Origin of the sequence: Pseudomonas rustica (genome assembly GCF_049959085.1) — a bacterium.
GTDB classification, from domain to species: Bacteria; Pseudomonadota; Gammaproteobacteria; order Pseudomonadales; family Pseudomonadaceae; genus Aquipseudomonas; species Aquipseudomonas rustica.
In genome coordinates this window covers 1,979,412-2,000,124 of sequence record NZ_CP188200.1, presented here as the reverse complement: position 1 = coordinate 2,000,124, position 20,713 = coordinate 1,979,412, and the positions used below count along the sequence as shown (strand labels likewise).

General features: G+C 54.0%; 25 protein-coding genes. 6 read left to right on the top strand and 19 right to left on the bottom strand.

What is annotated here, in order from left to right; translation table 11 throughout:
• Positions 1-35: 35 nt before the first annotated feature.
• Entirely contained in the window at positions 36-233 is a 198-nt protein-coding gene (locus tag ACP3TY_RS09385) for a hypothetical protein (protein ID WP_426619800.1), read from the bottom strand.
• Positions 230-679 carry a hypothetical protein gene (locus ACP3TY_RS09380; protein ID WP_053120970.1) on the bottom strand — a complete coding sequence of 150 codons (450 nt, stop codon included), beginning with the start codon at positions 677-679 and terminating at the stop codon, positions 230-232. The genes ACP3TY_RS09385 and ACP3TY_RS09380 overlap by 4 nt, the downstream gene beginning before the upstream one ends.
• Before the next feature lie 423 nt (positions 680-1,102).
• On the opposite strand from ACP3TY_RS09380, the gene ACP3TY_RS09375 reads away from it, so the two are divergent.
• Positions 1,103-1,354 (top strand): hypothetical protein, encoded by a 252-nt coding sequence (locus ACP3TY_RS09375; RefSeq protein ID WP_082341449.1) that lies wholly within the window; start codon positions 1,103-1,105, stop codon positions 1,352-1,354.
• A gap of 49 nt (positions 1,355-1,403) precedes the next feature.
• Positions 1,404-1,640 carry a DUF2789 family protein gene (locus ACP3TY_RS09370; protein WP_426619799.1) on the top strand — a complete coding sequence of 79 codons (237 nt, stop codon included), beginning with the start codon at positions 1,404-1,406 and terminating at the stop codon, positions 1,638-1,640.
• Positions 1,641-1,646: 6 nt separating this feature from the next.
• Here ACP3TY_RS09370 and ACP3TY_RS09365 read toward each other — a convergent pair whose 3' ends face one another.
• From ACP3TY_RS09365 to ACP3TY_RS09355, 3 genes are all read right to left on the bottom strand, one after another.
• Positions 1,647-1,850, bottom strand: coding sequence for a hypothetical protein (locus ACP3TY_RS09365; RefSeq protein ID WP_053120974.1), 204 nt, complete (start codon positions 1,848-1,850; stop codon positions 1,647-1,649).
• A gap of 113 nt (positions 1,851-1,963) precedes the next feature.
• Complete coding sequence (locus ACP3TY_RS09360) at positions 1,964-3,187, bottom strand: methyl-accepting chemotaxis protein (RefSeq protein ID WP_426620447.1); 1,224 nt, start codon at positions 3,185-3,187, stop codon at positions 1,964-1,966.
• A gap of 607 nt (positions 3,188-3,794) precedes the next feature.
• A complete protein-coding gene (locus ACP3TY_RS09355; RefSeq protein WP_007907888.1) occupies positions 3,795-4,199 on the bottom strand; it encodes a TraR/DksA family transcriptional regulator in 405 nt (134 codons plus the stop codon).
• 576 nt (positions 4,200-4,775) lie between these two features.
• Between ACP3TY_RS09355 and ACP3TY_RS09350 the strand changes: the two genes are divergently transcribed.
• The 4 genes from ACP3TY_RS09350 (at position 4,776) to ACP3TY_RS09335 (ending at position 8,930) form a co-directional block, all read left to right on the top strand.
• A complete protein-coding gene (locus tag ACP3TY_RS09350; protein ID WP_426619798.1) occupies positions 4,776-5,381 on the top strand; it encodes a glutathione S-transferase in 606 nt (201 codons plus the stop codon).
• 2 nt (positions 5,382-5,383) lie between these two features.
• Positions 5,384-6,487: a DNA alkylation repair protein gene (locus tag ACP3TY_RS09345; protein WP_426619797.1), complete on the top strand. Its 1,104-nt coding sequence runs from the start codon at positions 5,384-5,386 to the stop codon at positions 6,485-6,487.
• A 183-nt stretch (positions 6,488-6,670) separates the two neighbouring features.
• Positions 6,671-8,071, top strand: a complete 1,401-nt coding sequence (locus ACP3TY_RS09340; RefSeq protein WP_426619796.1) for a hypothetical protein — start codon at positions 6,671-6,673, stop codon at positions 8,069-8,071.
• Positions 8,072-8,309: 238 nt separating this feature from the next.
• Entirely contained in the window at positions 8,310-8,930 is a 621-nt protein-coding gene (locus ACP3TY_RS09335; protein ID WP_426619795.1) for a tyrosine-type recombinase/integrase, read from the top strand.
• A gap of 224 nt (positions 8,931-9,154) precedes the next feature.
• On the opposite strand, the gene ACP3TY_RS09330 is transcribed toward ACP3TY_RS09335, so the two are convergent.
• From ACP3TY_RS09330 to ACP3TY_RS09265, 14 genes are all read right to left on the bottom strand, one after another.
• Positions 9,155-9,955, bottom strand: coding sequence for a DUF5677 domain-containing protein (locus tag ACP3TY_RS09330; RefSeq protein WP_426619794.1), 801 nt, complete (start codon positions 9,953-9,955; stop codon positions 9,155-9,157).
• Positions 9,956-10,012: 57 nt separating this feature from the next.
• Positions 10,013-10,585 carry a hypothetical protein gene (locus ACP3TY_RS09325; RefSeq protein ID WP_426619793.1) on the bottom strand — a complete coding sequence of 191 codons (573 nt, stop codon included), beginning with the start codon at positions 10,583-10,585 and terminating at the stop codon, positions 10,013-10,015.
• Positions 10,586-10,840: 255 nt separating this feature from the next.
• The gene (locus tag ACP3TY_RS09320; protein WP_426619792.1) at positions 10,841-11,731 is read right to left on the bottom strand and encodes an AbiJ-NTD4 domain-containing protein; all 891 of its coding nucleotides are present in this window, start codon (positions 11,729-11,731) and stop codon (positions 10,841-10,843) included.
• A gap of 261 nt (positions 11,732-11,992) precedes the next feature.
• Complete coding sequence (locus tag ACP3TY_RS09315) at positions 11,993-12,394, bottom strand: hypothetical protein (RefSeq protein ID WP_426619791.1); 402 nt, start codon at positions 12,392-12,394, stop codon at positions 11,993-11,995.
• 215 nt (positions 12,395-12,609) lie between these two features.
• Complete coding sequence (locus tag ACP3TY_RS09310; RefSeq protein ID WP_426619790.1) at positions 12,610-13,293, bottom strand: DUF2931 family protein; 684 nt, start codon at positions 13,291-13,293, stop codon at positions 12,610-12,612.
• Entirely contained in the window at positions 13,280-13,936 is a 657-nt protein-coding gene (locus ACP3TY_RS09305) for a DUF2931 family protein (RefSeq protein ID WP_053120992.1), read from the bottom strand. The genes ACP3TY_RS09310 and ACP3TY_RS09305 overlap by 14 nt, the downstream gene beginning before the upstream one ends.
• Complete coding sequence (locus ACP3TY_RS09300) at positions 13,937-15,478, bottom strand: DUF2235 domain-containing protein (RefSeq protein ID WP_426619789.1); 1,542 nt, start codon at positions 15,476-15,478, stop codon at positions 13,937-13,939.
• A gap of 139 nt (positions 15,479-15,617) precedes the next feature.
• The gene (locus tag ACP3TY_RS09295) at positions 15,618-15,977 is read right to left on the bottom strand and encodes a DUF6124 family protein (RefSeq protein WP_426619788.1); all 360 of its coding nucleotides are present in this window, start codon (positions 15,975-15,977) and stop codon (positions 15,618-15,620) included.
• Between the two features lie 538 nt (positions 15,978-16,515).
• Positions 16,516-17,346, bottom strand: a complete 831-nt coding sequence (gene dapF / locus ACP3TY_RS09290; protein WP_426619787.1) for a diaminopimelate epimerase — start codon at positions 17,344-17,346, stop codon at positions 16,516-16,518.
• Positions 17,347-17,388: 42 nt separating this feature from the next.
• On the bottom strand, positions 17,389-17,604 hold the full coding sequence (locus ACP3TY_RS09285; protein ID WP_212549220.1) for a DUF4287 domain-containing protein: 216 nt from the start codon (positions 17,602-17,604) through the stop codon (positions 17,389-17,391).
• A 155-nt stretch (positions 17,605-17,759) separates the two neighbouring features.
• The gene (locus ACP3TY_RS09280) at positions 17,760-19,022 is read right to left on the bottom strand and encodes an MFS transporter (RefSeq protein WP_426619786.1); all 1,263 of its coding nucleotides are present in this window, start codon (positions 19,020-19,022) and stop codon (positions 17,760-17,762) included.
• Positions 19,023-19,139: 117 nt separating this feature from the next.
• The gene (arsH, locus tag ACP3TY_RS09275) at positions 19,140-19,838 is read right to left on the bottom strand and encodes an arsenical resistance protein ArsH (protein ID WP_401238930.1); all 699 of its coding nucleotides are present in this window, start codon (positions 19,836-19,838) and stop codon (positions 19,140-19,142) included.
• 9 nt (positions 19,839-19,847) lie between these two features.
• On the bottom strand, positions 19,848-20,318 hold the full coding sequence (locus ACP3TY_RS09270; RefSeq protein WP_426619785.1) for an arsenate reductase ArsC: 471 nt from the start codon (positions 20,316-20,318) through the stop codon (positions 19,848-19,850).
• A 20-nt stretch (positions 20,319-20,338) separates the two neighbouring features.
• Positions 20,339-20,686 (bottom strand): metalloregulator ArsR/SmtB family transcription factor, encoded by a 348-nt coding sequence (locus ACP3TY_RS09265; RefSeq protein ID WP_426619784.1) that lies wholly within the window; start codon positions 20,684-20,686, stop codon positions 20,339-20,341.
• Positions 20,687-20,713: the final 27 nt, after the last annotated feature.

Sequence of the window (20,713 nt, the reverse complement as noted above, 5' to 3'; positions counted from 1 at the left end):
GTTCCAGTGTTTTCGGGTAGATGATTCAGTCGAGGTTATGTTTCAGATTTTTCCTGCAAGCTTTGTAGCTCGCGTCTGACCATGGCGGCGTATTCCGCAGGCCGCAAGGTGTAGATCTGCGACGCCACCCAGCCCAGCCAGGCGCCCTGCATTGGCGCCTTCGCCGCGTACAAACGCCGGGCCTCCTCGCGCGCCGTGTCGAGGTTCTGCGAGTGGAAGTCCGCCCGGCTCACTCGCTGGCCTTGAAGGTCACCAGTTCGCCTTTGCGCCATTTGGCGGCTTTGGCGGTGACGGCTTTCAGCGTTTTGGTCAGGCCTTCCTGCAGTTGCTCATTGGCGGCGAACACCGTGACTACGCTGTGGCCTTCCTTGAACAGAATCGCCTGGCCATCGGCCGTCGTGACAAAGGCGTAGTCGCCCAAGCCATAGACCGTCAGTTTGATTTCGCGAAAACGGATGTCCATCTTGCCGCCTTCACGGCTGGGCAAGACCGACGCACTGAAATGATCGCCAACCTTGAGCTTGAGCCCGGGTTTGTCATCGACCACCAAGGCACTTTCGGTGTCGATTTCGGCGACGTAAATGCCTTCGGCGCTCTGCTCGGTGATGTAAACAAAACGCGATTGAAACAGCTTGACCAGCTTCGCGCGCAAATCACCCAGCACGAACAAAGCATGCATATCGAGGTTACTGACTGCCAAAGAAACATCCCCACATCTGAAAAAGCCGCACACGGAAAACGCGCACGGCAAAAAAACGGCCAGGCCGACAGTGTTGCCAAATAACTCAAATAAAAGTCCGAAGCGAGCAGACAGCTCATCGTTCGCGAGGTTCTTAGACTACTGGAATGTCACTCGCGAAACTTGCCTCAACTGTCGCCAGAGCTTGAAGGAAAAATCCTCAGTGGCCGACAGATAAAACTGACTACGAACTTTAGGGAAAATTCTCACGAAAAAAAGCACTTTTCCGACATATCGCAACTGAAAAATTGCTTTAGATAAGCCCCGTCGTCAACAGGTATTGGCGATTCTAGAGCAGCAATGCTCATTACGACTACCCGAAACGACCTGTAAATAGGGGTCGAACGATGAAAAGGACTTCATATGTGCACTCTAACTCACTTTGCCCTGCCCTCTGATGCACGCACCACATCGCCGCTGATCCTGCGTATCGCCACACCAGATGATCAGACACCTCGTTTTCAAGTGGTACCGGCCGGCAACTCGTTTTTTCACATCAAGGAAAAATCGACGGGTCGTGTAAGAGGTTTCCGCGAAGACCATAACGAAGCCTGTGCGCTCGCCCGTTCACTTGAATCGAAAATCGAACTCCTGGCGAACGGCTGCCTCAGATAAAGAGAGTGTTCGATCGCGTCACCCCGGCGCCCACACCAAGGAGCATACGATGGAACTGACAGCAAACAATCTGACGACCCTGTTCGACCAACTGGGATTGCCTTCAGAAGGCTCCGCTATCGACGATTTCATCGAGGCCCACCCACTGCCTGCGGACGTCAAATTGATCGACGCCGATTTCTGGAAGCCGCAACAAGCGCAATTGCTCAAGGAATGGTTACGTGCCGACGGCGATGAAGCGGTCATGGTCGATGAGTTGAACGTACGCCTACACCGCGGCAAGTAAAACCGATCAGTGCAGGCTGTCACCCGCCTTGGCTTGTAATTCTGCAAGCCATGCGGCCTTGCACTCTTCCGCTTCATCGCGACTGGCGAACGCGGTGCCGCGCCGCTCCCCATTCAATAACACCACCCAGCAGACGCTTTGCCCCATCGCGCGCAAACCCTCGGGCACACCGCTGCCGATCATCACGGCGACATCAACTCTGCACTGCATGCTGACCTCCCAAAATCATTAGCTAGCTAACTACGTAGTTAGATTAATGGTTTTCTACGGGAGGAAACAGCAACGGCCGTGCACAGATTCATTGCAGCAAAGGTAACAATCGCTCAGCGCGCACCTTCGGGTTTATAGCCCAGACGCAAACCGCCCCAATGCCGGCCCTTGATCATGATCGGCACCGACAGGTCATGCATCAACTCACCGGTGTCGCGGGTATAGGTCTGCAATAACACCGGTTGCTGATGGCTACCGCAGCGAATCCCGGTGCGATCGGCAAACTTGCGTTTGGTGCGATTGTTCAGCGCATCGACCTGCGCATCGCCAGTCAACGGCTTGCTGAATGCGTGATTGTGCGTCGGCACATAGCCCTGTTGCGTGCAGGCAATGGCGAAGACCAGCCCTTCGTGACGCGGCAGCAACGGCTCCTGAATCGCGGGCAGCACCTGATCGGTGTAGCGATCGAAACGGGTCTGAAATTTCGCTGGCTGAGTATTCGGGATCGGTTGGTACTGGCGATCAAACAGATCCTCCAGACTGACCCGCCCCTGATCTATATCGGCTTCAAACTGCGCAGCAATCCGATTGGCACCTTCACGCGCCAGGTCGTAGATACGCTGGTGATAGTCATCGAGGCCGACTTCGGCGAGCCGTTCGCTGATGGTTTCCGCCTGCCCTTCCATCTGCACGGCGGCGTCGGCGAGGCGGCGGGTTTGTTGATCGCTGATCGCCAGATCGCTGCGCATCTGCTCGATGGCTTTGAACAGACTGTCGAGTTGCTCGCGGTTGGTTTCCGCGCCTCGGGCGATTTCGCCGACCTGGGTTTCCACGCCAGCGGCCAGTCGCGCGATGTTTTCCAGGTGCTGACCGGTGTGCTCGACCTGCTCGACGCCGGTGCGCAGGTCGCTGGACAGCTCGCGAATCTGCTCGACCACTTGCGCGGTGCGTTGCTGAATGTCGGCAACCATCTCGCCGACTTCGCCGGTTGCCGACGCGGTTCGCGCGGCCAAACCACGCACCTCATCGGCGACCACGGCAAAACCGCGCCCGTGTTCGCCAGCACGGGCTGCTTCGATGGCAGCGTTGAGTGCCAACAGATTGGTCTGGCTGGCGATGGATTGAATCACCAGCGTCACCCGCTGGATGTCATCGCTGCGCACGCTCAAGGCTTCGATCAACTCACGGCTGGCGTTGGCGCGTTGACTGAGTTGGTGCATGCGCGAGATCGAATCGAGCAATTGCGTACGCCCCGCCGCACTGCTGTGATGGGCTTCGCTGGCAGCGCTGAGCGCTTCGCGGCTGAGTTGCGAGGTCGCGTGTTCAGTGGCGATCATCACTTCGGCGTTGCTGACGATTTGCGCGGCGGCATTCAGTTGCGATTCGAGTTTGCTCGCCAGCTCTTTCACCGAAAAGGCTACGCCGGCCGCCGACAAGGCGTTATGGCTGGTCGTGTAGGAAAGGTCGCGGGTCAGTTCAGAAATAGCGCTACCGGAATCGGCAAGCTGTACAGCGGGGACGGCTCGGGAACGCAGGCGCGGCAGCCAGACAATCAACACCGCCAATGGCATTGCGAGGTACAGCGACCACTCACCCAGGGTCATGCCGGCCAACAACAGCATCAGGGCGATGCTTTGCAGGGTCGGTGCGAGCCAGCGGTTTTTCGGCAACAGCACTGGTGCAGGCAGAGCCCCAACCAGAGATCCATCTCTCGTCATATCATCACCCCACGCTTGTTTTCATTGTTGTGACTGCATTAAACGCCACTACAACGCCATTATCTATGGTCCGTTAGTCGTGGGGTCTTGCAGCAGGTCAATGAATCGGCGGGAAATGTTGCGGACGAGCAAAAGCAAAGATCGCAGCCCCGACATCTCCGTGTAGGAGCTGCCGAAGGCTGCGATCTTTTGCTGGCGACCCACATTCATGGGTCACCGCACAGCATCAAGCCTGACGCTGGTGCTTGTCGATCTGCTCGTGACGCTCTTGAGCTTCGATGCAGTACTTGGTGGTCGGGCTGATCAGCAGACGCTTCAGGCCAATGGCCTCGCCGCTGTCGTCGCACCAGCCAAAACTGTCTTCCTTGATGCGCTCAAGGGCTTGTTCCAGTTGCGGCAGCATGCGCTGGTCGCGATCGATCGCGTTCACCAGCCAAGTGCGCTCTTCTTCAACCGAAGCCGCGTCCGCCGGATCAGCCGGAGTGTCCAGGCTTTCGATGGCGATGCGATTTTGCTCAATGCGCTCGTGGGTTTCGACTTTCATGTTCTGCAACAGCTCGGAGAAAAAAGCGTGCTGCTCGGCATTCATGTAGTCATCTGCCGGCATGGCCAGCAACTTGTCCTTTGTCATTGATATCTCTATAAAAAAACGTGCATTAAGGCGAATTAGGGAGCGTTTCGGCAAACCGCGTGCGGCCGTCGAAAAGGCATCGTTTATTGCAAATGCCACCCGGCACTCAATTTACGAGGGGCGGCAGTCTAAGGCCGACTTGCGACCTCAGCAACAGAAAATCCAGCGAATTCGTCCGACAAAGCCCGGAAACTGCTCTGACACAGGCTTCATGGCGGTACTCGGAGTGCGTTTATAGCAAGAAATTCAATCGAGCGGCTGTATATAGAAGACAAACGGCTAACGAAGACCTGCGACCGATGACTCTCGACCGCCAGAGTTTTCATTCAGAAATGCCCTGTAGCCTTCGCATCCCCCCGGATTCAGGGGCGCTGCCGTCCATATAAAAGAACAGATCTGAAGGATTGCCCATATCCAGTACAGATCTGCACCAAACGCATCGCCAGCGACATGCGCCCGCAAAGCGAGCGGATCAGGGTCGACGAAATCAGCACCAGGTCGGCTTCGACGACTGACAATTGCTTCAAGCTCGGCTAGGTTATGCCTTCCCACCGGTTCGACTTGAAGGAACGCGTCATGAAACTGATCGGCATGCTCGACTCCCCTTACGTGCGGCGCGTGGCGATCTCCGCCAAGCACCTGGGCATAGCCCTCGAACACGAGTCGGTCTCGGTGTTCCGCCACTTCGAACAATTCCAGCGGATCAACCCGGTGGTCAAAGCGCCGACACTGATCCTCGACGACGGCGTCGTACTGATGGACTCCACGCTCATCCTCGACTACCTCGAAGCCGCCACCGGCAAAACCCTGCTGCCGAAAGGCCTGAGCCAACGCGCCCAAGCCCTGCGCCTGATCGGCCTCAGCCTCGCCGCTTGCGAAAAAGCCGTGCAGCTCTACTACGAACGCAACCTGCGCCCGGCCGACATCCAATACCAACCGTGGGTCGAACGCGTCGAAAGCCAACTCGCCGCCGCCTTCACCGCCCTCGAAAAACAACTTGAAACCTACCACCTGCCCACCGACGGCACGCTCGCCCAGGACGGCATCAGCCTCGCGGTCGCGTGGAGCTTCACCGGCCTCGTCGTACCCGACCAGATCGACGACCACCGCTACCCGCGCATCGCCCAATACACCGCCTACGCGGAAAGCCTCGAAGCCTTCATCAACACCCCGATGACCTGACCATGAGCACAACCGACACCGCCGCACCCGCGCTCAAAGAAATCTTCAACGCCGAACGCCTGCAACACATCGCCGACGAAATGAGCGCGGTGTACCCCGCGTTCAAAGCCAAAGCGTTTCTCAAACATGCCAACGAAGGTCTCGCCGAGTTATCGGTGATGCAACGCATGGCCCGCGTCAGCGAAAGCCTGCACGCTGTTTTGCCGCTCGGGTATGAAGATTCCCTCGAAGTGCTGTTTGAACTTGCTTCGAGGCTGAATAGCGGATTCGTCAGCATGTGCCTGCCGCATTACGTCGCCAGCTATGGCGGACATGCGTTCGATACCTCGATGGAGGCGCTGAAGTACTTCACCACGTTTGGCTCTTCTGAATTCGCCATCCGCCACTTTCTGCGCAGTGACCTGGAACGCTCGCTGGAACTGATGCATGACTGGGCGCTGGATGAGAATCACCATGTACGCCGCCTGGCCAGCGAAGGCAGCCGCCCTCGTCTGCCCTGGTCGTTTCGACTGGAAGCGGTGCAGGCGAATCCGAATTTAGCGGCGGGGATATTGGATCGGTTGAAGGCGGACGAGAGTTTGTACGTGCGCAAGTCCGTGGCGAATCATTTGAATGATGTAACGAAGGAACATCCGGGTTGGGTGCTGGATGTGATTGAGGGGTGGTCGCTGGAGGAAAAGCATACAGCCTGGATTGCCAAGCATGCGCTGAGGAGTTTGATTAAGCAGGGGGATATGCGCGCGTTGGCGGTAATTGGTGCGGGGAAGAAGGCTGAGGTTGAGTTGATCGATGTGCGGGTTGAGCCGAGGGTGGTGCGGTTGGGGGATGTGATTGGTTTGTCGTTTTCGGTGAAGTCGACGGTGGCACATGAACAGCGGTTGGTGATTGATTATGCGATTGACTATGTGAAGGCGAATGGCGGGGTTTCGCGGAAGGTTTTTAAGTTGAAGGTGGTGGATTTGGTGGGGTTTGGGGAGGTGGTTGTGGGTAGAAGGCAGGTGATAAAGGATTTTACGACGCGGAAGCATTTTGGTGGGGTGCATGGGATTTGGGTGATGGTTAATGGGGAGGTTTTGGATGGGGCTGAGTTCACGATCGTTGGTTGAGGAATACCAAGCGAGCCAGTGATTGCCCGGAAACAGCTCGTGAAGATGAATGTGTTGGTAGGGCTGCTTTCGGCCAGAAGCTGCCAGTCATTATGACAGGAAGCGGCGTGTTGAGATTGGTGTACCTTAAACTTAAGTTCGTTTAATCTTATAGCCATCTATAAAATTACCGGCTTGATTTAAATGAAAGAGAACCAAGAACCTTCAATTTGGGAGGAAATATCCTCAACTGCCGCAATAGCGACGGATTCCGAGCGGTACTTGGCCAAGTTGGCCAAGAGAGCCTTTCTTAATTTTTGGAGTTACTCGAATCCGTACACTGACGAAGGTAAGGGTAAGGAATTATGCGATTTTATGGTGGTTTTTGGAAATGATGTTCTTATATTTTCTGACAAGCATTGCGAATTCCCTAAGCATAAGGATATTAAAGTTTCATGGCACAGGTGGTACAGAAGTGCTATTAAAAAATCAGCAGATCAGCTGATAGGTGCAGCTTCATTTCTTGAAAGATTTTCGACACGAATTTATATTGATTCAAACTGCAAAATTCCACTTCCGGTTCCGTTGCCCCCTCCTAGCGCCAGAAGAGTTCATTTAATTGCAGTTACTCGTGGATCGGCAAAGGCAGCGAAAAAATTTTGGGGAAATGGCAGTTCTAGTAGTCTTTTTATTAATACTACGATAAAAGAATTGGGCAATAAAGATCATCCTTTTATGATCGGAGGGCCATTGTATAAAAAACGCTTTGTTCACATTCTCGATGAGTTGACGCTTGATGTTTTGCTCGCGGAGCTGGATACGGTTTCGGACTTTGTAAATTATCTAACAAAAAAAGAAGAATATTTATCTAATACTGATTTGATGGTTGCTGGTGAGGAGGAATTGCTTGCGGCCTACCTTTCTAACCCTATTCCAGAATACGCCGGATTTTCTTTCCCGCAGTTGCCACGCTCTAAGGATTTACCATTTATTAATGAAGGGGGGTGGAACCGACTACATCGTAGTCGTGCATATCTTTTATGGAAGGAAAAAATAGCATTAAGTTATGAGTGGGATCGCTTGATCGAACATCAGACGTCTCATATTCAAAGGGGTACAGCAGGAATTCTTCATAAGCACGATGCGGATTTTAAGGACATGCATGTGCATGAAGTAGTCCTGAGAAAGATGGCTGAAGAGGGACGTCTAGCGAGACAGTCTATTGCTGAAAGTTATGAGGTTTTACTCTTAAAGGAATTTGTCAACAACGGAGAAAATAGGTTTTTTCGGGTGCTTGTTGTTCCGTCAAGAAGCAAGAGGGCTTATGTCCTTTTGGTTCTGATTCGTATGCCTGATCAGGAATATGATGAATACCGAGAGGCGAGAATAGAGTCGCTTACTGCCTATTGCCGAGCGATCCGGCTGAGGATAGCTGGAATTGAAGAGATAGTTGGAGTTGCATCAGACCAGAAGAGTTCCCCAATATCAACACAGGATTTTCTGTATATGGAGTTTGGGAAAGAATTTTCCCAGGAGGAAAAGGATAAGGAGCTTGCTCTTTTGCGTTCACTGGGAATTTGGAAAGAGACGTGGGTTTGCGTATAACGATTTCCACGTCACCCCAGATAAAGTTTGAGTAAATCTAATTTATATGTGATTACTGAGGCTTATCCTGCTAGCTCAATGGTCGAAGCGGATTGCCCGAAGGGCTTTAAATTCTAAAGTCGACCGGCAGCTTTAGGTCGATTTATGCCTTTGCCGACAGGCAGCTATGGGTCTGATAGCCACCACCAGCCATTGTGACTGATCCACCCTTGCCTTCCCTCAACGTGGAGGACGAGCCATGAACACTGTTGCTAGATACCGCCATCAGCCTTGGAACAAGGGAAAGCTTGTCGGTCAGAAAGCCCCGCTCCGAGTCAGAGATATCTGGGCTATCCGAGTAAGACTTCAGCTTGCTGAGAAGACGCGTGATTTGGCGCTCTTCAACTTGGCCATCGATAGCAAGCTGCGTGCCTGTGACTTAACCAAACTGCGGGTCCGAGACATTGCTCATGGGGAGCATGTGTCGTCACGGGCCATCGTGATGCAGCAGAAAACTCAACACCCAGTGCAATTTGAAATCACTGAACAGACCCGAACGGTTGTGGAAGCGTGGATGCGCCAGGCGCGTCTCCGCAGTGAGGATTTCTTGTTCCCGAGCCGGTTGCACGCTTCAGAGCATTTATCCACCAGGCAATACGCTCGAATAGTCAAAGCGTGGGTGACAACCATTGGCCTTGACCCAACCATGTATGGTACTCACACGCTACGGAGAACCCAGGCTTCGTTGATTTATCGCAGGACGAAGAACCTTAGAGCGGTCCAACTCCTGCTTGGTCATACGAAGCTTGAAAGCACTGTCAGGTACTTGGGAATCGAAGTCGATGATGCCTTGGAAATGGCGGAGCAGACGGAGGTGTGACCATTCACTGCGACGGTCGTGCCAGACCGTCGCTATCCGTCCCTTTACCAGTCAATTGTGTCTAAAAAGTCGGGGAGCCATTCAAATCAGAGGGCAGTCCTGGACCTCACTGTGAATCGCCCCTAGTTTATGACCGGTAGAGGTCGACCCAAAGCAGCCACTCGATGTTGATCCGTTTAAAAGAGAAGGTAGGGGGGGGCGTACCCAATGAATAACTATCAAAGCTATTCTGTACTGAAAATCTCTGTCGCATATGATACTGCTCGATGACATTTTTTTTGCAGTTTTAGAAGTTTCGCCTGAGCAATGATTATCTTGCTTAAGTAGCGATTTACTAACAACAGAATCAACTCGAGGTAATCGTTCTCTACCTTGTTTTCTAACCCTCTCCCTCGCTCATTTGATTGAGACGTTGTGGCAAATGGAGAGCCGTGAGAGTGATTTGAAAGTATTCGATAGATTGGTTTGAAGCGACCGAATGCTAGCCGATGTTTGTCAGCAATTTGCTCATCAGTGAAATGCATTTCCGTGTTGCCAGAACGCACTCTGTTTTGCATGTGTTTGTCTAGCTCTTTGTATGTCGAGGACTCCATTAAAGCAGCTTTTTCTAAGGGGAGCTTTTCTTCAAATTCAGGGAGCCAATCTAGATGTGTGCCGGAGTCACTATAAAGACGATATTTTTCGAAATTCATATGGAAGTAATGAAGCTTTTGGCGAAACTGTTGCTCCTCTTTTGACTCGCCGGGTATGCAAAGATATAGGTAACGATGCGTTGTTTCCATGAAGGTTCTGGCCAGCACGGCTGCAGACGGGAAATCCCATAATTTGCTGTTATTGATGGAATTGTTGGGTAAAATTGCATTTATAGTTATTGCGCTTAGGGTTAAGCGTGTATAGATTTTTGTCGACTCTATTCCGAGGGTAGTTGTTTTATTTCCTCCGGATTTATCAGAAACAGCAATGGCCATCAGAACAAGTTTTTCCAATATTTTTAGCTGCTCTATATAGCTTGTTTGATTTGGCATAGATTTCCGTAAGGATCGGGTTCAGATGGTGAAAATAGTACTATAATTTATGGCGATTCAATTTCGTATTTTTTTCATGAAAGACTCAATCTGACTTTCGTTGTCAAAGATCGCCTCTAAGTCACACGAAACCATCCCAGTAAACTCGTCATTTGAGGCGCTGATCATCGATGCGAGGTGATTCCGTATCTTAAGCACCCACAGGTTATTTCCTATCGTTCTTGAGTAATTAACTTCAGCTTCATCGTAGTCAAAAAAAGGAAAAAATGTCCCATAAGCGTCAAGGGAATAGCGGATAAAAACTGACAGTCCATGGAGATTGTCTTTGAGGAAGTCGTAGTGTGAACGATCCTCCATAAAATGCGCCATTTCGGCGAGTCTATCGATGCTATGACCTGCCTTCTTCACCCGCCTGTAGGTTTCGACGGCATCATCCTTAAGGTGACTCAATGTGACGTGGGTCTTTAGCTCGCATTCACATCCCATTAGCAAATCCACGAAGGTCTTTATGCGTCCTGTTTTGTGAGTCTGGTTTTCCCAAAGTATGTCGAATCGTTCTGCAAAATCAGCAGCGTCGTGATGATAGTACTCGGCGACAGAATGCAGCACCGAAAATGGCTTTGTTCTCAAAGTAGCTCCTTACAAGATTGCGCACTACAGCGACGGGAAGTTCAAATTGAATATCATCAAATTTTTTAGGCCAATCTAAACGTCAGATTTCGTCCGCTAGCAAACTGGGGCTGGTCGTCTGCTATTGACCGCTTTTGGCCCTCCACGGCAGGTAGAAATCGACACAAAGATGACGTTCGCCGGCAGGAACACCATGTCATTCCTGCCTGGCGAATTGGAGGGTCAATAGAGCTGTTTGCCTGAAAGGCCATAAAATTAGCTCAGCTTTTGGCTCTGGAGCTCGATGGCATAACGGATAAAAGCGGCACTTAGATGCATGGCCAGCTCTGCATCCATTTCATCAGATTTTGGCTTTTGAGTACCGCCGTGCCTAACGCCAGGCTCAGCGTTGGCATATGCGTAAAATTTTTCCATGACATTTACGAGCATCGGCGGAACTGATCCGTCCTTCTTCATACGGCTCAGTACGTCACCAAGTGTGGCAGTTTTGTTGTAGAGAACTTTTCCAACGCTCTCGAAAGCGCTCACCGATTCTTTGATCGAGTTCTCGTAATCCTTGTGTGTTCCCAACACGTAACGCTTGGCTTTTCTAAAGTGCTCTCGTGCCGCGTCAAACTGATCGAGTTTTTTTTCGATGCCATCAATGCGATCTGCCAGATCTTTGGGAAGGGCTGATTCGAGCTGGCTCCTGCTATTTAATCGCCAGCCGACCTGGTGTTTTGCAAGGATCTCATTAACCTTCGCGCGGTACGCGTCGAAGGTTAATGTGGAAAAGTCAACAAACCCGGGCGCGCCCAGATAGAAGGGCTCTACCGACTTCAGTTCATCGCCAACCGCCTCCACACAATCGTAAAACTGATACCACTCACAATGCTTAATTGTGTAAGCGAGGCCGTCGTTGCATGTCCAAGAATCCCAATCCTGCTCGTCCATTTGACGCTGGGTTTCAATGCATAAACGCTCGTTGAGCTTCTTGATACCCAAGGGCAGTTTTTCTTTGTTTTTTACACGGCTATCTAGATCGATGTAGGTGAGTTTGGAAAGCACAGTGATGAAAAACTCGTCTCGCAACCACATGGGAGCGTCTTCAACAATAGGACCTTGTTGACGATTTGGGTCGAAATTGTTTCGGTGAGAAAATTTCAAAAGCTCGCTCCGTGTGGACTACGCAGGCCTCAGGCCGTTCCTGCTTTGAAGCTTAACATTTGAAATTATGGGCGTATGCGGCATGCTGAAGATGATAGGCGGTGAAGCAAGCTGAGATTAGCAACCAGATCTATAGGTTGGGCCAAGATTTCCGCTTCTGGCTGATTTCTGCCTGTTGCGAAGGGCCGCTTTTGGCCGAAAGCAGTCGTGCGTGAGTGGCAGCTATCGGTCAGAAGTGATCCTTCGGGAGTTCAGTAGGCCCTACTTCGAAAGCCCGATAGCGCCGCCATTGACCTCACACAAAATTCTATCGCGTTCAGGCCTTGTCCACTTCTCCCAAGGAAATACGTTGCGGTCATCGCCGCTGTGCCAATACTCGCCTGCATCAAATGCCTGGTAGATAGAGAATGCCGGCTGGGGCATATCCGCGTGCAGGGACAAATCGACGATATCGCTGATGACAATATTCATCACCTCATCACAGTAATGAAAATCGCGGGCGCCCGTAATAAACAGTCTTGCTACTGAGATCGCCAATTGATTCAGAAGATCGCGACTGTCGATCTGCAGGTGCTCACACATAACACTTAATTCGGTATTTGGGTTTTTTTGAATGATCCCCAGTACGTAATCAAGGTTGGTATCACGAAGACCTGTGGCCATGGGATCAAAGTACCCGTGAATTCAGTTTTGCGATGGATTCAAGGCAAGCATGTCAGAAAACACATTGCCGGAGTTACTGCTGAACGTCCGATTTGGTTCGAAAGCAGCTTCGGCCGAAAGCGGTCTCTTACGTTCAAAGCAAACGTTCAATCGCAAGAAATCGAAACCCTTTGCTTAACGGCAATATCCGGGAAACGTACACTTGGGCCCTTCGGCTACCAACTCCCATAAGGGATGCCGTACTTCTCGATGTAACGCTTCGACTTTTCACTAACCGGATACGCGTATCGTCCTTGGTTCTTCCCCAGACTTGGCCCCAAAGGCTCTATCTCGGCTTGTGCCTTAGCTACCTTGGCGGGACAGTGACATGAGTCACGAACGAACACCTGCACGACTCCCCCAGGAGCCAGTCCCAGGTAAATAGAAGCGCTATAGCTAGCCTGTTGCGTTGGCGTTTCTGGGCATCGTTGATTTACCGACGCAACCATCAATTGTCTTGCCTCTTCGGGTACATCTACCCAAACCTGATAGGTTCGCGGCTCAACGATGGACTGCCAACGCACGTAAATGCGTTTGGGCAAATCAGCTCCAGTCACAGCTTTTGTGGCAGCACCCACGGCGTGCCAGCCTCGTGCGGATTCTTTACCGTTTTCCGGTTCTCCACCTGCGGCAGTACCTCCGCCCGTGCGTCTGAATACCTTGCCGTTGATGTCCTCTACGGCACTGTCTTCGACCCATATCTTCATATAGTAAGGCTCGGTAAAGCCTAGTTCCCACCATGGGGACTTAGGATCATTTTTCGCTGAAAGTGGATCGGCAGTCTGACATCCACTAGTCAACAACACGCACAGCACCACGATGACATTTCTGATAAAGGAAATCGGATTACCAACTCCCATATGGAATGCCGTACTTGTCGATATAAAGCTGAGCCTTTTCGCTGACAGGGTAAGCATACTGCCCCCCGTTTTTACCCTGCTCCGGCCCGAGCGGCTCTAAGTCCGCTTGTGCTCGAGCGACTTTTACCGGACGTCGACACAAATCCCTCACCCAAACCTGCACAACGCCACCAGGTGCCAATCCCAAATAGACCGATGCCATGAAACGTGCAGTTTTATCAGGTGTTTCCGGGCAACGTTGATGGGTAGATGTCACCATCACTTGCCTCGCCTCTTCAGGGATATCCACCCATGCCCGATAGGTCTTCCGCTCTGGTATCGATTGCCAACGCACAAAAATACGTTTTGGAAGATCTGCGCCGATCACCGGTTTTCCAGTGCCGCCCACACCGATCCATCCACGCGCAGACTCTTTGCCGTCGTTCGGTTCGGCACCACTTGCGTTCCCCCCCCCTGCCCGCAAATAAGTTTTGCCGTTGATGTCTTCCACGGCACTGTCTTCAACCCAGACATTCATAAAATTGGGTTTGATGAATGCCAATTCCCACCACTCGTATTTCGGGTCATCTTCACCCGATTGTGAGTTTGAGGCCTGACATCCCGAGATAAGTAAAGCGCCCAGCAGGGCTACAAGTATTCTCATTTACCAGAGTTTCCAATCAGCTACGTGAGGATGTTGTACACGGACACCATTTTCGGTGGGGGCGTTGATGTACACGGCCCGAAGACCGCTGCCATCTCTTCTACCTAGAGGATGATTCCAATTAGCGGAGGTATGGATGTATTTCAGCCTAAGCAATTGCTCTTCTTCTGGAGTAGTGAAGTAATTACCCGCTAAAAATTTGTCGTAGAGACCTTGTAGCTCGCTGGGCACGGCATACTCAGCTCTAGCAGGTATATCGGTAAAGGGAACACCTTTTTCCCTCGCTAGCTGGTGCATCAACTTCAGATACACCGTAGAAAGCTTGCCACTGACGGGCCTCTTGAGCTGAAGCCCCGCGTATACACGTTTTTGCTTCGGCCCCAGTCTGTCCTGGTGATCCATTGGAATGTCGAATGCTTCGGGCGTCACAATTTCCAATAAATGGGCAGGCCATCCGTTGGCTATCCATTGATTCTTTACTTTGGCCGCGTCTCGATAGATTGAGGTGGATGTGACGTCTGTATTGAACGACACCTCGAGTGTTTGCATGGGACTGATCAAAACGCACTCTTCGACCTGATCCAAGTAGCTGCCACCGATGTCCGAATGGACACCGGGGCATGAATACTCCGGATGATCAGGTTTGACTCGGCTCAAAGCGAAGTTTGCCCGGCATTCATCTCGGGCCACCAAGTGAACGACATCTTTGAAGAACCGCCGATCCAGGTACAGTTTTACACCTGGAGCGATTGGGCTTTTCACTCTCCCAAAATTGGTAAAGCCTGCGATGGATGGAACAGTGTCGAACAGCCCTATAAAGCCCATCGTGATGCCGCTTCCGTACTGGGCGACAAACGTACGGCTAAAATCAGCCTCGTGACTGATGAGCAGTTCCGCCAGCGGCCCTTGTTTTCCCCTTACTACTTCATTCGAAAAGTGACGAGCCGCTGCAGCGCCACGGCTGAAACCGAACGTATCAAAAGTAATGGACGCTATCTCGCTACCTGGATTTTCTTGGATAGCATCAATAACAATCTGCTTGATGAAGGTGAAAGAAGTCTGCACGCGCCCGGCTACTCCTGTTTCACCACGGCCGGTACCCTGTCCGACCATGCTGTCCTCTTCATTGGCACGGGTACCAATACCCTCGATATAAATGGGGCGAGAAACAGTTTTTAATGACCCGTCGCCTTCTGCAATCGGGGCTTCGTAATACATGTCAGCCAATTTTTTAACATTGGTCGCGCCAGCACCATAGCTGCTATCCGGATCCCCCATATACGGTTTGCAACTCGCAGGAATATCCTGCGGCGCAATCGGATGCTGCGCGCCACACAGCAAACCAGCCGCTGTGTTATTCGCGTTATTACCCGTCCCATCAAAGAAAACCCCAATCCTCAACGCGATCCCGATTTTCTCAGGTTCGGGCGCAGGCGCTTTCCCATATTTCTCATACTCAGCCCAACGCTGGGCATGAATATCGACGGGTTTGGCTTCTTCGTAGCGGTAGTTTTTAGGCGGGTTGGGAACGTATCCACTCATCCATGATTCCTTGTTCTGATCCTTGAAGAACGGCCCGAAGGGTGACAGTCGAGGCCGGGGGGCGCAAGGCGTGGCCCTGTGCCAGCCACCGTGAGACACCGTGTGTCGAGGAGGGTTTCCTCCTCGACCGGGTGGCTGGCTATTTAGCGATTTCGACGTTGTCCAGTGCCTGGTTGACGGCCAGTTCGCCGAGCATCACGACCTGGGCGATGCCGAGCAATGTCTTGCGATGCGAGGTGTTCAGCAGGGCTGCGAAGTCGCTGAGCATGGTGGTGGCGCTGCCGAGGGATTCGCTGGCGTTGGCCAGCAGGGATTCGGTGTCGTACGCCGGGTTGGCGAGGAACATGGATTCGGGTTCGTTGGTGCTGGCCATGATGTCGGCGGGGCCGAGGTAGTGGTCGAGGGCGCGCTCGGCGGCTTCGTGGAGTTTTTTCGAGTCGAGGGATTCGTAAGGGGATGTGGTGTCGGTTGCGGGAGGGTTGGGGGTTACTTTGAACATGGTGAAACTCCTGATTGTTCACTAGGAGCTACCGGCATCACTTGCAGATGATGGGTGGCAGCTATGCGCGGGTCTGCAAGACCGGGAAACCAGGAACCCGGCAGACCCTAAGGTCTCCCGCACAAAGCCGCCATTGAGTGGACACGATCACGCGTCCTTTGGCAGGGCTATGCGTCTGGTTTTCCGGCGGGCTTGCAGACCCGTTCACTGATGAGCAGTGACAGGAATCAAGGTACGGAGTGAGCGCCAGACGCACAAGCCGGGCGATTCTGGCTTAGTCGTAGGCAAAGGCGCAAGGCGTTGTAGGGCTTGGGTGGTTACTGGAGGCTTCGGTTAAACAGGTTTGGTTTTTGTTGTTTAGAACGGTGGTGTGCGCGGTGTTTTGGGGAATTTTGGATGGTTTGGGATGGCCCTCACCTTGGCCATCTCCCGGAGGGAGAAGGGACTGACCGGGGTGTTTGTTTGAAGGTTGGTGACGTGTTGGGATTGGGGGAATGTGGCGGCGTTAAGGTCAAAAGATCGCAGCCTTCGGCAGCTCCTACAGTGGGGTTGCGTTGGGTTTTAGTTGGCTATCCGGAATTGTGCCGGAGTAGATCGGTTCTACCGGGCCGCTGAGGGTGACGTTGCCTTTGCCGTTCCAATGGACGTGAACGCTGCCGCCGTCGCATTCGACTTCGACGTTGTGATCGAGCAGCCCCTTGCGGATGCCATTGACGGCGGCACCGCAGGCGCATGAACCGGAGCCCAGCGGAACTCCCCCGTTACGCTCCCAGATCCGTAAGCGAATGTGCTGACGATCAATAACCTGCACGAAGTGCACATTGGTTTTGCGAGGAAACAACGGATTGCTTTCAATCGCCGGGCCAAGCGCGGCGATGTCGACCTTACTGAGGTCGTCAATGAAATACGTGCAATGCGGATTGCCCATGCTGCACGCGACTGGATTGCCGGGCAGTGGCAATGCAAGCGTGTCGTGTTCCTCGGCCAGCGGAATGTCCATCCAGTGAAAAAGCGGCTCACCCATATCGACCGAGATCAATCCGCTGGATGTGCGTTCGCAATTGAGCAGGCCGCGCGTTGTGCGCAGGGTGATCGATTTTCGGCTGGCCTCGCGCATCAATCGGTCGGCAGCGCCACGGGTTGCGCTGCCGCAGACATCAAGTGCCGAGCCATCGGCGTTCCAGAATTCCAGCCGTGCATCGGCGTCCGCACAGTCGAGCAGCACAGCGAGTTGGTTGAAGCCGATGCCTCGGTGGCGGTCGCCCAGTCGTTGGGCAATTGCGCTGGTGATCGGGTTGGCGCTGTGACGGGCGTCGACGAGGATGAAGTCGTCGCCGTTGGCGTGCATTTTATGGAAGCTGAGCGGCATCGGTGGCGCCTTGGCTGTGTGTCGTGTGAATGAGGACTGCCCTCATTTTTTGCTGTTGGCCAGATGATGCGCGACCAGTGCGTTGGCGTGGCCGTGGCCCATGCCGTGCTCGGTCTTGAGCCAGGCGACCAGTTCCATGTGTTTTTTGTCGGTGTGGCCGGCGAGCAGGTTGAGCCAGTGGTCGATGGGCTGACCGTAGTTCTTTTCGATGGAGGGGAAGTAGGACGCCGGGCCTTTTACTTTGTTGTCTTCGCTCATGGTGGTGCCTCCCTGTGAATATTCATCAATAAAGCTGCCGAAGAATCTACCTGATTCTGGCGCTTTCAGGCCGCCAGAATCAAAAGATCGCAGCCTTCGGCAGCTCCTACACACGATCAATGTAGGAGCTGCCGAAGGCTGCGATCTTTTGATCTTCAAGGCACAGTAGCTGGAGGCCTCTCATTTTGCCGATCATTCGTTTCAACCGTTGAACGCTGCAACGTCTCCGGAAACGCCACCCACAACAACACCAACGCCACCGCCGCCACCCCCGCCAACGTCAAAAACGCCGCACTGTACCCCGCCGCCTGAACCACAAACCCCGCCAGGCTATTACTCAACGCCGCGCCCAATCCAAACACGGTCGACAGCGCGCCCAGACTGACATTGAAGTGCCCGGTACCCAACGTCAGGTCCTTCACCACCACCGGAAACAGCGCGCCGAAAATCCCCGCGCCGATTCCGTCGAGCAGTTGCACCGCAACCAGCCAATAAGGGTCGTCGGACAAGATGTAGAGCACGCCGCGCAACGGCAAAATCATGAAGCCAGCGAGCAGCAGCGGTTTGCGTCCCCAGACATCGGCCTTGGCCCCGACCAGCAACGCGACCGGCACCATGACCAGTTGCGCCGCGACGATGCAGGCGGAGGTCAACGGTGTGGCCATCTGCAGATTGGCCTGCGCGAGTTTCTGGCTCACCAGCGGCAACATCGCCGCGTTCGCCAAGTGGAACAACGCACAGCAAATGGCGAACAACAGCAGGGGTCTGTTTTTGAGCAACACTGTCAGCCCCGACGGTTGCGTGCCGTGCCCTGCTCCGCCGGGATCGAGGCCCCGCGCGACGTCGTGGTCGATGGCTTTGGGCGAAACGAAAGAGACGGCGATGACGCTGGCAATCGCCATCGCTGCCATCAGATAGAACACCGCGACCGGGCCGAACAGGTAGGCGAACACCCCGGCCAACAATGCCGCGCAGGCGTTGCCGGCGTGGTTGAAGGTTTCGTTGCGCCCGGTACGGCGGGTGAAGGCGCGCGGGCCGGTAATGCCGAGGGTGATCGCGGAAATGGCCGGGGCAAAAATCGAAGCGGCGACGGCGCTGAGGGCTTGGGTCAACGCGACCAGGCTGAAGGACGTCACGAACGGCAGCAACAGACAACTGCCCGTCACCAGCAGCGCCGCAATCGCAATGATCGCCCGTTTGCGCCGGGTGTTATCGACCAGCGCACCCGCCGGCGTTTGCGTGACGAGCGCGGCGATGCCGGCGATGGTCATGACCAGTCCGATGCTCGCCGGATCCCAGTGATGCACCGCCAGCAGGTAAATCGCCAAATAAGGACCGAGCCCGTCGCGCACGTCCGCGAGGAAAAAGTTGAGGCTGTCGAGCGACAGGTTGTTGCGACGATCGAGGTGTGTGGCCACGGGCAGCGTCTTCAATGTTCGAGGTCGTGGGAATTGAATCAACCTCCGCTGAGTGAGTGACCTGTGGCGCGAGAACTTAGTTGCATGGGCCGGCTACGTTCAGCTGGCCGGGCGAGTTTAGATAGAACGCTGATTCACGCGATTCATCAGTTGCTCGGCGCTTTCTTTGCGTTCGGAGTAGCGGTCGACCAGATGCGTTTGCTGGCCACGCAGCAACAGCGTGAATTTCACCAGTTCTTCCATCACATCGACGACGCGGTCGTAGAACGGTGAAGGTTTCATCCGCCCGGCGTCGTCGAATTCCATGTAGGCCTTCGGCACCGAGGATTGGTTGGGGATGGTGAACATGCGCATCCAGCGGCCCAATACGCGCAATTGGTTAACCACGTTGAACGACTGCGAACCGCCGCAGACTTGCATCACCGCGAGGGTTTTGCCTTGGGTCGGGCGCACGGCGCCGAGTTCCAGCGGGATCCAGTCGATTTGTGCCTTGAACACGGCGGACATGGCGCCGTGACGTTCCGGCGAGCACCACACCTGCCCTTCCGACCACAGCACCAGCTCGCGCAGTTCTTGTACTTTCGGATGATCGACGGGGACGTCATCGGGCAACGGCAATCCGGAGGGATTGAAGATGCGTGTTTCGGCGCCGAAGTGTTCGAGCAGGCGTGCGGCCTCTTCGACCAGCAAGCGGCTGAAGGAGCGCTCGCGGGTCGAGCCGTAGAGCAGCAGGATGCGCGGTTTGTGTTCGCCTGGGGTCGAGGGTTTGACGTCGTCGAACAGGCTTGGGTCGAGGTTAGGCAAATGGTCGGACATGGGTTCTCCTTAGAGCGCGCCGATGCGGTCAAGCTCGCGTTGCAGTTGCTCGCGGCTGAGTCGGGCGAAGGGCAATTCGAGGAAGGCTTGGCAGCGCAGTTCGATGCGCGCGAGGGTGGCGTGGAAAGCGGCGTTGATCGCGGCTTCGTCGCCGTTCACTTCGGACGGATCTTCCAGTCCCCAATGGGCTTTGAGGGCCGGGCCGAAGTACACCGGACAGGTCTCGCCGGCAGCTTTGTCGCAGACGGTGATGACGATGTCGGGCGGGTTATCTTGGAAGGCGTCGTTGCCTTTGCTGTGCAGGCCGTCGATGGCGATGCCGGCCTGTTGCAGCGTGGTCAGACTGCGCGGCAGCACCTGCCCTTTCGGGAAACTGCCAGCGCTGACGGCTACGAATCCGGCGGGTGCCAGGTGATTGAACAGGGCTTCTGAGAGGATGCTGCGGCAGCTGTTGGCCGTGCACATAAACAGGATTCGCATGGGTTGCTCCGGTAGAAGATTCAGCAGCACGCGGCGTCGCGCACGGGACGGCCATCCATGTTGTGCAGGCGTGCGGCGTTATCCTTGAGCCACTCGGTGTTGGCCTTGGCCGTCACTTGCAGGATGTCGCCAATCCACGCCGGCAGATCCGGATTGAGGCGGTAATAGACCCATTGGCCCTGCCGGCGATCGAGCAGCAGACCGTTGCTGCGCAGTTGCGCGAGGTGGCGGCTGATTTTGGGCTGGCTGTCATCGAGCGCACACATCAGCTCGCAGACGCAGAGCTCACCTTGACTGGCGATCAGCAGAATGGCGCGGGCACGGGTTTCATCGGCCAGGCTTTTGAAGACTTCGGTGGGGCTGATCATCGGGCGGGCTCGATACATATGGAAAAC